The following is a 12,670-nucleotide window of genomic DNA, read 5'->3' as shown; positions in this document are numbered from 1 at the left end:
AAGCCTCGTACCCGGCCGGATCGGGACAATCCCTGAGTACTTCCGCCGTGCAGATGCGCGCGTCAGCGGGTTTTCATTCGCAATCTGCGACATGTTCCGGCGAACATGGCGACTACGATGTCGCACAAGGCGAAACCCCATCGGAGACACGCATGAGTGCACAAGCGCAGTTGCCGTCGATCGCAGTGGCACAGGCCCGGGAACTCTTCTTCGGCCAGGGCCACGACCCGGCACCGTGGATCGCGCCTCACATCTCGCGCTCCTGGCAGCGCAGCCGCCCGGTCGACCACCATGCCGTCGACCCCGAGCCGATGGCTCTGGCCCTGCTGAGCGAGCGGCGCGAGCAGGCCATGCGCCTGCTGAACTGCGCTCAGCCCGAGCTCGACGGTCTGGCCGAGCACGCGGTCGGCAACGGCTGCGTGGTGATCCTGTCGGACGCCAGCGGGCTGATCCTCGAGGAGATCGGCAGCGCCGACTTCCTGCCCAAGGCCCAGCGCATTGCGCTGCAGCCCGGCGTGGAATGGTCGGAGCACAACCGGGGCACCAACGCCATCGGCACCGCGCTGGCGGAGCGCGAAGCGCTGATGGTGCTGGGCGGCGAGCACTACCTGGCACAGAACAGCGAACTGGGCTGCGCGGCGGCGCCGATCTTCACCGGGCGCGGCGAGCTGGCCGGCGCACTCGACATCTCGGGCGAGACGGTGCGTGTGAACACCCACGCGCTGGGGCTGGTGCGCATGGCGGCGCAGCAGGTCGAGCACCGCATGATGCTGGCCGAGGCAGGCGGCCACGTGCTGCGCTTCCATGCGCGGCCGGCGCTGATCGGCACGGCGCGCGAAGGGCTGATGGTGATCGAGGGCGGCCGCATCGTCGCGGCCAACCGCGTCGCACTCGAACTCTTCGGCCGCTCCTGGAAAGAGCTGCTCGGCCTGGAGGCCGAAGACTTCCTCGGCGCGAACTGGCCGCGCATGGAGCACCGGCGTGGCCTGCTCACGCTCCCGGGCGGGCGGCAGATCGCGACGGTGATGGAGCGCTCGAGCAACCCGGGCAGCGTTCGTCCACTCCAGCGCCGCGCCATGCATGCCCAGGGCGCGGCCGAAACCGACGACGTGCAGCCTCTGCTGCACAAGGCGGTGCGGGTACTCAACGAAGGCGTCTCCGTGCTGGTCAACGGCGAGACCGGCAGCGGCAAGGAGGTGTTCTCGCGCCGGCTGCATGCCGCCAGCCGTCGCAGCGCGGGGCCTTTCGTCGCGGTGGACTGCGCCTCGCTGCCCGAGACGCTGATCGAATCGGAGCTCTTCGGCTACGAGCAGGGAGCCTTCACCGGAGCGAAGCGCAAGGGCATGGCGGGCCGCATCCGCGAAGCCCACGGCGGCGTGCTGTTCCTCGACGAGATCGCGGAAATACCGCTGGCTCTGCAGACGCGGCTGCTGCGCGTGCTGGAGGAACGCCTGGTCACGCCGCTGGGTGGCGGCCAGGGCGTGCCGGTGGACTTCGACCTGGTCTGCGCCACCCACGGCCACCTGCCCTCGCTGGTGGAAGCCGGCCGCTTCCGCGCCGACCTGATGTACCGGGTGGCCGGCTTCACCGTCACGCTGCCGTCGTTGAGGCAACGCGACGACAGGCATGCGCTGATCTCGCGGCTTTTCCTCGAAGCGGGCGGCGCGGCGAAGCATCTGCAGCTGGAGGCCGACGCGCTGGAAGCCCTTGCTGCATACCGGTGGCCGGGCAACGTGCGCGAACTGCGCAGCACGCTGCGCTCCATCGTGGCGCTGGCCGACGCGGGCGATGCGGTGACCGCGGCCATGCTTCCGGCGCATCTGCTCGGCAATCACGCGCCTCCAGCCGAGCGCGCGCCGACGCCGGCCACACCGCAGGCGGCGCCCCTGCAGGCCATGACGCGCCACGCCCTCGACGAGGCACTGAAGGCCTGCGACCACGACGTCGCGAAGGCCGCGCGCAGGCTGGGCATCCATCGCAGCACGATCTACCGGCATCTCGCGCGCCAGCGCGGCAAGCCCGCCGGGAACTGACGTCGAACGTACGCGCGCGGGGCCACATTCCTGCCCGGCACGCACCGGCGACCGCAACCAAAGACTGACTTGCCCCGTGGTGCCGGAGCGGCCAGACTTTGCGCGAAGCGCAGCTCCAGCATTCATGACCACCCGCAAATCCGTCCGCCGCCTGTCCGCCGTTCCTTCCACCTTGCGGATTCCCTTGGCCGCGCGCGCCTCGGGTGACACGATGTTCCCGCAGGTGGCCGTGCGCGATGCCTACGCCGCAGGCATCCTCGAACAGATCCGCGACGAGGGCGACCCGCTCCCGGAAGACCGGGCCACCATCTACGGCATCCTCTCGCGCACCCGGCGCTTCCGCAGCCTGGCGCAGGACTTCCTCAAGCTGCACCCCGGGGCGCGCATCGTGAACATGGGCTGCGGCCTCAGCCACTACTTCCAGTGGCTGGACGACGGCAAGTCGCGCATGACCGATGCCGACCTGCCCGAGGTGCTCGAACTGCGCCACGAGCTGCTTCCCGAGCCCGGCGAGCGCCATGACCTGCGCGAGCTCGACCTCACCACCTCCGGCTGGTGGGAGCAGCTGGGCCTGCCGCGCAAGCGCAGCGCGCAGCCGGTGTTTCTCTTCACAGAGGGCGTGCTGATGTACCTGGAGCCCGCGCAAGTCGAGGCGGTACTCGCCACCTTCGGCGAGCGCGCGCCGGCGGGTTCGGTGCTGGCCTTCGACGCGATGTGCTGGCTGGCGGTGGGGCGCGGCAGGCAGCATCCGTCGGTTCGCGTGACCGGGGCCGAGTTCAAGTGGGGTATCCGCCGCACGGCCGAGCTGACGCAGCCCCATCCGCGCCTGAGCCTCGAGGGCACCTATCGGGTGCTCGAAGGCTTCGGCCTGCCCTACACGCTGTTCGCACCGATGGTCATGTTGTTCCTGGGCGTGCCGCTCTATGCGCTCTACGCGCTGCAGGCGACGGATGCCGCGGATACATAAACGCACAATTTTGCGGATTGCCGGTTTTGTCCGGCGCGCGCTGCGCGGATCGGCTGACGCGGGCCGGGAACGGAAAGCGCCAAGCTTCGAGGGTGTTTACGGTCGCGGAAAATGCCATATCGTTTCCGCAGCAGACCTTCTTTCTTTCCTCTCCCTTTTTCCTCCCCAAGAGATTCGCAACCCTCAAGAACCACATGCTTGATCGCCGATCCTTCCTTGCCGCCGGCGGTGCCGCTGCCGCACTCGCCGCCCTCGGACTGCCCGAAGAGGCCCTCGCCGCCAACGGCCTGCAACTGAGCCAGCCCACGCCCTTCTCCTTCGACGCGCTGGTTGCGCAGGCAAAGGCGCTGGCCGGCAAGCCCTACGCCGCCCCGGCGCCGCTGGCACCCGAGGTGCTCGACCGCATCGACTACGACGCGCACGGCAAGATCAAGTTCGACCCGGCCAACGCACTCTTCCGCGACGGCCCGGGCGCGTTCCCGGTCACCTTCTTCCACCTCGGGCGCTTCTTCCAGACGCCGGTGCGCATGAACGTGCTGGAGAACACCGACGGCGACGCCTTCGCGCGCGAGGTGCTCTACAGCCCCTCCTACTTCTCGATGCCGCCCGACAGCCCCGCGCGCTCGCTTCCGCCGGGCGCGGGCTTCGCCGGCTTCCGCCTGCAGGAAAGCCGACTGGGCGACCAGGGCAAGCTCGACTGGCAGAAGAACGACTGGGTCGCCTTCCTGGGTGCCTCTTACTTCCGCGCCATCGGCGAGCTCTACCAGTACGGCCTGTCGGCGCGAGGCATCGCGCTCGACGTGGCGGTGCCCGACCGGCCCGAGGAGTTCCCGAACTTCACGCGCTTCTACTTCGAGACGCCGGCCGCGAACAACACGACGTCGATGACGGTCTACGCGCTGCTCGAAGGGCCGAGCGTGACGGGCGTGTTCAAGTTCGTCATGCAGCGCACGAAGGCCGTCATCATGGACATCGACGCACGCATCTTCGTGCGCAAGGACGTGGCCCGCCTGGGACTGGTGCCGCTGACCTCGATGTACTGGTACTCGGAGACCATCAAGCCCACCGCCATCGACTGGCGCCCCGAGGTGCACGACTCCGACGGCCTCGCGATCTGGAACGGCGCGGGCGAGCGCATCTGGCGCCCGCTCAACAACCCCTCGCAGACGCGCGCCTCGGCTTTCGCCGACACGAAGCCGCGCGGCTTCGGCCTGCTGCAGCGCGACCGCGCCTTCGACCACTACCAGGACGGCGTGAACTACGAGAAGCGCCCGAGCCTGTGGATCGAGCCGCTGGGCGACTGGGGCGAAGGTTCGGTGCAGCTCATCGAGATCCCGACCGACGACGAGATCCACGACAACATCGTCGCCTTCTGGGTGCCCAAGGCCGACGCGAAGGCCGGCGCCAGCTACAGCCTGCAATACCGGCTGCACTGGACCGACCAGGAGCCCTTTCCATCGCCGCTCGCGCGCTGCGTGGCCACGCGCATCGGCCGCGGCGGCCAGCCGGGGCAGCCGCGGCCGCAGGGCGTGCGCAAGTTCATGGTGGAGTTCATCGGCCAGCCGCTTACGACCGTGCCCTTCGGCGTGAAGCCGGAGGTGGTGCTGACGGCCGCGCGCGGCAAGTTCTCGTACGTCTTCGCCGAGGCCGTGCCCAACGGCGTGCCCGGCCACTGGCGCGCGCAGTTCGACTTCACGCCCGAGGGCAACGAGCCGATCGACATGCGCATGTACCTGAAGAACGGCGACCAGACGCTCACCGAGACCTGGCTGTACCAGTACCAGCCAGGTTGATTTCTTCGAGCGCTGCGGCTCGAAGCCTCAGCGCTTCGAGACGGAGATCAGCTCGACTTCGAAGTTGAGCGTGGCGTTCGGCGGGATCACGCCGCCGGCGCCGCGCGAGCCGTATGCGATCGAGGGCGGGCAGGTCAGCTTGGCCTTGCCGCCCGGCTTCATCTTCTGCACGCCTTCGGTCCAGCACGGAATCACGCCGTTGAGCGGGAACTCGGTGGGCTCGCCGCGCTTGTAGGAGCTGTCGAATTCCTTGCCGCTGTCGGGGAAGGTGCCGCGGTAGTGCACCTTGACCACGTCGGTGGCCGCGGGCGATGCGCCGGTGCCTTCCTTGATCGACTGGTAGACCAGGCCGCTTGGCGTGGTGACGGGCGCGGACTGCGCGAACGCGGCGGGCATGGCAACGAAGGAAACCAGGGCGGCACAGAAAAGAGACTTCACGGAACACCTCGAGGATTGAGAGACCTCGATTATGGCCAGCGGCCATGCAGGCCCACGGTGGAACAACCCTTGCTTTGGCGAATGTGCACTGTCAACATTCACGAAGAGAGGAAGTCGCATGAACTCCACCACCGCCGCCGGCACGGCCGCATCGCCTGCCCCCGCAGGCACAGGCCATCTCAAGAAAGTGCTCGGCCCCGTTCAGCTCTGGGGCATCGCGGTGGGCCTCGTCATATCCGGTGAGTACTTTGGTTGGAGCTACGGCTGGAACACGGCCGGCACGCTCGGCTTCCTGGTCGCCACTGTGCTGGTGGCCACCATGTACACCACCTTCATCTTCAGCTTCACCGAACTCTCGACCGCCATCCCGCACGCGGGTGGTCCTTTTGCCTACGCCCGGCGCGCCTTCGGCCCCAGCGGTGGCTTCGTCGCGGGCTTCGCGACGCTGATCGAATTCGTCTTCGCGCCGCCGGCCATCGCGCTGGCCATCGGCGCGTATCTCAACGTGCAGTTCCCGGGCATCAACCCGAAGTGGTTCGCGCTCGGCGCGTACGTGATCTTCATCGGGCTCAACTGGATCGGCGTGGGTATCGCGGCGGCGTTCGAACTCTTCGTGACGGTGCTGGCCATCGTCGAGCTGCTGGTGTTCATGGGCGTGGTCACGCCCGGCTGGACCATGGCCAACTTCGTGGCCAACGGCTGGGCCGGCGGCAGCGTGCTGAACGGCGCGGCCGTCGCGGGCATCTTCGCGTCGATCCCGTTCGCGATCTGGTTCTTCCTTGCCATCGAAGGCGCGGCCATGGCGGCCGAGGAGGCGCGCGATCCGCACCGCACCATTCCCATCGCCTACACCACGGGCATCGTCACGCTGGTGGTGCTGGCCTTCGGCGTGATGATCTTCGCGGGCGGCGTGGGCGACTGGCGCAAGCTTGCCAACATCAACGACCCTCTGCCGCAGGCCATGAAGGCGGTGGTGGGCGACAACAGCGGCTGGCTGCACATGCTGGTGTGGATCGGCCTGTTCGGGCTGATCGCCTCCTTCCACGGGATCATCATGGGCTACTCGCGCCAGATCTTCGCGCTGGCGCGCGCGGGCTACCTGCCGCGCTACTTTGCAGGCCTGAGCCCGCGCTTCGACACGCCGCACCGCGCGCTGCTGGCCGGCGGCATGATCGGCGTCATCGCCATCTTCAGCGACGAGTGGGTGCAGTTCGGCGGCCAGACGCTCACCGCCAACATCGTGACCATGGCCGTGCTCGGCGCCATCGTGATGTACCTGATCTCGATGGCCGCGCTCTTCAGGCTGCGCCGCACCGAGCCAGACCTGCCGCGCACCTACCGCGCGCCCTTCTACCCCGTGTTTCCGGCCATCGCCTTCGGCCTTGGCTTGGTGTGCCTGGGCGCGATGGTGTGGTTCAACGGCATGCTCACGCTGCTGTTCATCGTGCTGATGGCCGCCGCCTACGGCTACTTCCTGCTGACATCGGGGCAACGCGATGCGGCCGCGCCCGACGAGATGCTGTCTTCCCGGACCACCGGCTCCTGACATCGGGCCCCTCCAGAAGATGCTCTATCGCACCACCATCGCCGGCCAGGTCTTCGCCTTCGACGACCTGCGGCAGGTCATGGCCTTCGCCAGCCCTGCGCGCTCGGGCGACTACCTCGCGGGCATCGGCGCGGCCACCGCGCAGCAGCGCATGGCCGCGCGGCATGTGCTGGCCGAAACGCCGCTCAAGCAGTTCCTCACCGAGGCGCTGATTCCCTACGAGAGCGACAACATCACGCGCCTCATCATCGACAGCCACGACGCGCAGGCCTTCGCGCCGGTGTCGCATCTCACGGTGGGCGACTTCCGCAACTGGCTGCTGTCGGACGCAGCCACCACCGCCACGCTCACGGCACTGGCGCCCGGCCTCACGCCGGAGATGGTCGCGGCCGTGTCCAAGCTCATGCGCAACCAGGACCTGGTGTCGGTCGCGAAGAAGTGCAGCGTGGTCACGCGCTTTCGCGACACCATCGGCCTGCCCGGCCATCTCTCGGTGCGCCTGCAGCCCAACCACCCGACCGACGACTTGCGCGGCGTGGCCGCCTCCACGCTAGACGGCCTGCTCTACGGCGCGGGCGACGCGGTGATCGGCCTCAACCCCGCTTCCGACAGCATGCCCGTGCTGGGCCGCCTGCTGCACATGCTCGACGAGGTGATCCAGCGCTTCGAGATCCCCACGCAGAGCTGCGTGCTCACGCACGTGACCAACACGCTCAAGCTCGCCGAAGCCGGCGCGCCGGTCGACCTGGTGTTCCAGTCGATCGCGGGCACCGAGAAGGCGAACCTCTCCTTCGGCGTGACGCCGGAACTGCTCGAAGAGGCCCATGCGGCCGCGCAGTCGCTCAAGCGCGGCACCGTGGGCGACAACGTCATGTACTTCGAGACCGGCCAGGGCAGCGCTCTCTCGGCCAACGCCAACTTCGGCGTCGACCAGCAGACCTGCGAGGCGCGCGCCTACGCGCTGGCGCGGCGCTACAGGCCGCTGCTCATCAACACGGTGGTGGGCTTCATCGGGCCGGAGTACCTGTACGACGGCAAGCAGATCATCCGCGCCGGACTGGAAGACCATTTCTGCGGCAAGCTGCTGGGCCTGCCCATCGGCTGCGACGTCTGCTACACCAACCACGCCGAGGCCGACCAGGACGACATGGACACCCTGCTCGTGCTGCTGGGCACGGCGGGCATCAACTTCATCATGGGCATTCCGGGCGCCGACGACGTGATGCTCAACTACCAGAGCACCTCCTTCCATGACGCGCTGTTCCTGCGCGACACGCTGGGCCTGAAGCGCGCGCCGGAGTTCGAGGCATGGCTGCAGCGCATGCAGATCACCGACGAGGCCGGCAAATTGGCGCCGCCTTCCTCTAACCGGCTGCTGGCCGACATGAGCGGGCTGTCCGCGCTGACGTCATGAGCAGCCCCGAATCGCCAGTCACTCCCAACCCCTGGTCGCAATGGCGCTCGGCCACGCCCGCGCGGCTGGCGCTGGGCCGCGCCGGCTCGGGCATGCCCACCGACGAGACGCTGCGCTTCGGCTGGGCGCACGCGATGGCGCGAGACGCGATCCATGCCGCGCTCGACGTCGACGCGCTCGCGGCCGCCCTCACCGCGCAGCGCTGGGAGGTGGCCCGCGCACGCAGCCGCGCGGCGGACCGCACCGAATACCTGCGCCGCCCCGACCTCGGCCGCCAGCTCGACGAGAGCGACGCCACGCGCCTGCTCGCCGAGCGGCGCTACGGCTGCGACGTCTGTGTGGTGATCGGCGACGGGCTTTCCTCGCTCGCCGTGGCACGCCATGCGGTGCCGCTGCTGGCCGCGCTGCGCCCGCACCTGCCGGCCGGCACGCGCTTCGCACCGGTGGTGATCGCCACTCAGGCGCGTGTGGCGCTGGCCGACGAGGTGGGTGAGCTTTTCGGCGCGGCGCTGTCGGTGATGCTGATCGGCGAGCGGCCGGGCCTCAGCTCGCCCGACAGCCTGGGCATCTACCTGACCCACACGCCCACGCGCGGGCGGCACGATGCCGAGCGCAACTGCATCTCGAACGTGCGGCCCGAGGGCCTGTCGAGCGAGGCGGCCGCGTTCAAGCTGGCATGGCTCATGCGGGAGTCCCTGCGCAGGGGGCTGACGGGCGTGGGGCTCAAGGACGAGAGCGACCTTGCGGTGCTGGAGCAGCGCGAGACCCCGGAGATCAGCCGGGCGGGCAGCCTCCCAAGTTAGAAACTTATGCAATAAAATGACTTTTAAGCCTTTTAACAGTCATTTTATTGATGTCAAAAAGCAGCCGCAGCCTCTCGGCCCTGCCTTCGCACACCATTCGCCCCCTTGAACAGCTGGGCTTGCGCCTGCGCGCGCACAGGATCCATCGCGAATGGACGGTTGCCGAAATGGCCGAGCGGCTGCTGTGCTCACCCAACACGCTGCGCGCGCTCGAATCCGGCAAGCCTGGCACCAGCATCGGCCTGCTTGCCCATGCGCTGTGGCTCTTCGGCGAAATCGATTCGCTCGACAACGTAGCCCCCGCCCCAGCAGGGCTGGCCGCAAAACGCCGGGTGCGCAAGTCGGCAACCCGCGGGGCGGCGGGCGTGATCGCGGAGGACGAGCGTGACTTCTGAATCCGATGAAGTCGAGCGGCGTGTCTACGTCGGACTCGCGCACCGAACAGGCGCGCAGGTGCAACCGGCCGGGCTGATGAAGCTCGTTCGCCGTGGTGTCATGGAATCCGGTGAATTCGCCTACGGCCGGCGCTACCTCGAAGACCCGGAAGCTGCACCGCTCAACCCCGAACACCTGCCGCTGCGCGACGCCGCCTTTGTGCTGGCCGAAAGCCGCATCCGCGACGGTGGCGCCATGCCGCTCACGTTGCGCGACGCACTGCCGGACAGCTGGGGACGCAAGGTGCTCGAAATACGCCAGGGCAAGCCGCTCTCGGACATCGACGCGCTTTTGCTGACCGACGAGGACCGCGTCGGCGCGATGGTGTTCGCCGAAACCCTGCCCATCCGCAGCGACGAACCACCGGTCGCGCTCCGGTCGCTTCAGGAACTCGCCGAAGCCTCGCATCGCATCGAACAAGGCCTGGAGATCGGCCCCGACATGCATCTGTTGCTGCGCGGCGGCAGCCTGGGCGGCGCGCGCCCCAAGGCAGCGTTCGTGCACGAGGGCCGGCGCTGCATCGCCAAGTTCGCATCACGCGGTGACGACCACGACGTGGAAGTGATCGAAGCAGCCACGCTCTGGCTGGCCGATGCCTGCGGGATCGCAGTACCGCCCTTCCTGCTGCAGCCTCTCTCATCCGGGCATGCCTTGCTGGTAGAGCGCTTCGATCGCGCGGGACCGGTGACCGACGAGCGGCGCTTTCACTATCTCTCGGCGTCGGCGCTGCTCGATGTGCCTTATGAATCCAGCCGGGGCAGCTATGTCGAACTGGCCCAGTTGCTGCGGCGCATCTCCGCGCAGCCACAAGAGGACCTGGCCGAATTGTTCCGGCGGCTGGTGTTCAACCTGGCGGCGGGGAACAGCGACGATCACGTCAAGAACCACGGCGCGCTGCGCGGCGACGACGGACGGTGGCGCCTGGCGCCTGCGTTCGACCTCGTCATGCAGCTTGGCGGTCACACGGGTTATCAGGAGCTCGCCATTCTTCCAGGGCAGCACGCGTCGAGCCTCGCCCTGGCGCGCGAGGCAGCGCCGCACTTCGGGCTATCGGCTGCGGCGGCGGAAGAAGTCATACTGGCTATTGGTGAAACGGTTGCCGTCCATGCGGCGGCGAGCGTGGCGGCTGCCGGCGGCAATGTGGCACTGGTGCGGCGGGTGGCAGGCTTTGTCGAACAGCAGGCCGAACGCATCGCGGCTTAGCGCGCCGTGCGGCGGAATGCATGGCCATCAGGCACGGCCTGGCACAGCTGATGCGTAGGTTGAGGTTTCTCTCAATCTGCAACGCTCAAAACCAGGAAAAGCATGCAACGCCGCCTCCTCCTTCTCACCCCCATGGCCGCAGCGCTCGTCGCCGCCGGATGCGCCAGCCTCTCGCCTGCAAAGAGCCTCGCGCCCGGCAACTGGGACGCCTTCAACCGCGCGCAGATCGAGGGCCTGATCGCCAGCATCGGCAAGGCAAGCCCGGGCTATGACGCCGCGAAGCCGCCCTACGTGGTGTTCGACTGGGACAACACCAGCGTCTTCCTCGACATCGAGGAGGCCGCGCTCATCTATCAGCTCGAGAACCTCGTCTTCGGCGCCACGCCCGCGCAGCTCGAAGTGGCGCTGCGCAAGAACATCCCGAAGAAGGACTTCCTGCCCGCATACAACAACGCCGCCGGCCAGGCCGTGAACATCGACGCGGTGGTGCCCGACATCGTCGCGAGCTACACATGGCTCTATCAGAACTACAAGGGACTGAAGGGCGACCAGTCGCTGGCCGTGGTGGCATTGAGCCCGCACTACGGTGCCTTCACCACCAAGGTGCGCTATCTCTATGAAGCCATCGGCGACACCTTCGACCACGACACGGCCTACCCGTGGGTCACCTACCTCTTCGCCGGCATGACCGAGGGGCAGGTGCGCAAGCTCACGGCCGACACGGTGGCCTGGCAGTTGAAGGAGCCCGTGGCCAAGGTCAAGTGGACTTCGCCATCCGCGCTGCCGGGCCGCGCCGGCGTGGTCTCGGTGAGCTGGAAGAACGGCCTGCGGCTGCAGCCCGAGATGCAGCAGCTGTACGCCGCCTTCCGCAACGCCGGCTTCGACGTGTGGGTGTGCTCGGCATCGTTCGTCGACGTGATCAAGGAGATCTCGTCGAACCCCGCCTTCGGCTACAACAACCCGCCCGAGCGCGTGCTGGCGATGGAGCTGGAGCGCGACGCCAGGGGCGTGATCCAGCCCGAGTTCCGCCGCGGCTACGACCAGACGCAGGGCCCGGGCAAGACGAGGAACATCCGGCGCTTCCTGGTCGGCAAGTACGGCTACGGTCCGAGCTTCGTGGCCGGCGACAGCGAAGGCGACCAGAACATGATGGCCGACTTCGCCGACACGAAGAAGGTGCTGATCGTCAACCGCCTGCGCGACCCGAAGACCGACATCGGCAGGTTCTCCGCCATGGCGGTGCAGAATTACGGCAAGGCCGACACGCGCTACCTGCTGCAGGGTCGCGACGACAACACCGGCTCGTGGGTGAGCTCGCAGCTGCACACGCCGCTGGGCGCCACGCAAGGCAAGGCGCTCAAGTAAGAGAACGGGAGCGGTCGCAGGGTCTTCGGCGCGGCTTGCCTATGATGGCCCCATCAAGGCAACCCGAACCGGAGACAACATGGCCGCAGACCGCTACCCCCTCGCCGAACTCAAGGATCTGCCCGAGGACATCCGCACCGCGATCCTTGCCGTGCAGGAGAAGGCCGGCTTCGTGCCGAACGTGTTCCTCGGACTCGCGCGCCGCCCCGCCGAGTGGCGCGCCTTCTTCGCGTACCACGACGCGCTCATGCTCAAGGAGGAAGGCTCGCTCACCAAGGGCGACCGCGAGATGATCGTCACCACCACCAGCGCGGCCAACAAGTGCCTCTACTGCGTGGTGGCGCACGGCGCGCTGCTGCGCATCTACGAAAAGAAGCCGCTGGTGGCCGACCAGGTGGCGGTGAACTACCGCAAGGCCGACATCACCCCGCGCCAGCGCGCGATGCTCGACTTTGCGATGAAGGTCTGCGAACGCTCGCACGAGATCGACGACAGCGACTTCCCGCCGCTGCACGCGCACGGCTTCGACGACGAGGACATCTGGGACATCGCCGCAATCACCGCCTTCTTCGGACTGAGCAACCGCCTGGCCAGCTTCAGCGGCATGCAGCCGAACAACGAGTTCTTCCTCATGGGGCGGGTGCCCCGCGAGAAGAAGCAAGACCCCGAATAG

At 67.9% G+C, this 12,670-nt stretch carries 11 protein-coding genes; 10 read left to right on the top strand and 1 reads right to left on the bottom strand.

The features are described from left to right. Positions 1–152 precede the first annotated feature (152 nt). From EJP67_RS12030 to EJP67_RS12020, 3 genes are all read left to right on the top strand, one after another. On the top strand, positions 153–2,033 hold the full coding sequence (locus tag EJP67_RS12030; RefSeq protein WP_126021939.1) for a sigma-54-dependent Fis family transcriptional regulator: 1,881 nt from the start codon (positions 153–155) through the stop codon (positions 2,031–2,033). 124 nt (positions 2,034–2,157) lie between these two features. Then, the gene (locus EJP67_RS12025) at positions 2,158–3,000 is read left to right on the top strand and encodes a class I SAM-dependent methyltransferase (RefSeq protein WP_126021938.1); all 843 of its coding nucleotides are present in this window, start codon (positions 2,158–2,160) and stop codon (positions 2,998–3,000) included. Between the two features lie 194 nt (positions 3,001–3,194). Further along, on the top strand, positions 3,195–4,793 hold the full coding sequence (locus tag EJP67_RS12020; protein WP_126021937.1) for an OpgD/OpgG family glucan biosynthesis protein: 1,599 nt from the start codon (positions 3,195–3,197) through the stop codon (positions 4,791–4,793). A gap of 27 nt (positions 4,794–4,820) precedes the next feature. Here EJP67_RS12020 and EJP67_RS12015 read toward each other — a convergent pair whose 3' ends face one another. After that, positions 4,821–5,189 (bottom strand): FKBP-type peptidyl-prolyl cis-trans isomerase, encoded by a 369-nt coding sequence (locus tag EJP67_RS12015; RefSeq protein ID WP_221297473.1) that lies wholly within the window; start codon positions 5,187–5,189, stop codon positions 4,821–4,823. A gap of 160 nt (positions 5,190–5,349) precedes the next feature. On the opposite strand from EJP67_RS12015, the gene eat reads away from it, so the two are divergent. The 7 genes from eat to EJP67_RS11980 all read left to right on the top strand — a co-directional run bounded on the left by eat (position 5,350) and on the right by EJP67_RS11980 (position 12,670). After that, the gene (gene eat, locus EJP67_RS12010; RefSeq protein WP_126021935.1) at positions 5,350–6,777 is read left to right on the top strand and encodes an ethanolamine permease; all 1,428 of its coding nucleotides are present in this window, start codon (positions 5,350–5,352) and stop codon (positions 6,775–6,777) included. Between the two features lie 19 nt (positions 6,778–6,796). Beyond that, the gene (locus EJP67_RS12005; protein WP_126021934.1) at positions 6,797–8,191 is read left to right on the top strand and encodes an ethanolamine ammonia-lyase subunit EutB; all 1,395 of its coding nucleotides are present in this window, start codon (positions 6,797–6,799) and stop codon (positions 8,189–8,191) included. After that, the gene (gene eutC / locus EJP67_RS12000) at positions 8,188–8,994 is read left to right on the top strand and encodes an ethanolamine ammonia-lyase subunit EutC (protein WP_126021933.1); all 807 of its coding nucleotides are present in this window, start codon (positions 8,188–8,190) and stop codon (positions 8,992–8,994) included. Before EJP67_RS12005 ends, eutC begins: the two co-directional genes overlap by 4 nt. Positions 8,995–9,113: 119 nt before the next feature. Further along, positions 9,114–9,389: a helix-turn-helix domain-containing protein gene (locus EJP67_RS11995; RefSeq protein ID WP_240650619.1), complete on the top strand. Its 276-nt coding sequence runs from the start codon at positions 9,114–9,116 to the stop codon at positions 9,387–9,389. Further along, positions 9,379–10,632, top strand: coding sequence for a type II toxin-antitoxin system HipA family toxin (locus EJP67_RS11990; protein WP_126021931.1), 1,254 nt, complete (start codon positions 9,379–9,381; stop codon positions 10,630–10,632). Before EJP67_RS11995 ends, EJP67_RS11990 begins: the two co-directional genes overlap by 11 nt. A 102-nt stretch (positions 10,633–10,734) precedes the next feature. Then, positions 10,735–11,997, top strand: a complete 1,263-nt coding sequence (locus EJP67_RS11985) for an HAD family hydrolase (RefSeq protein ID WP_126021930.1) — start codon at positions 10,735–10,737, stop codon at positions 11,995–11,997. Between the two features lie 79 nt (positions 11,998–12,076). Beyond that, on the top strand, positions 12,077–12,670 hold the full coding sequence (locus EJP67_RS11980; RefSeq protein ID WP_126021929.1) for a peroxidase-related enzyme: 594 nt from the start codon (positions 12,077–12,079) through the stop codon (positions 12,668–12,670).

The sequence above is a fragment of the Variovorax guangxiensis genome, assembly GCF_003952165.1.
Lineage (GTDB): Bacteria > Pseudomonadota > Gammaproteobacteria > Burkholderiales > Burkholderiaceae_C > Variovorax > Variovorax guangxiensis.
This window is presented reverse-complemented; position numbering and strand designations above follow the sequence as displayed.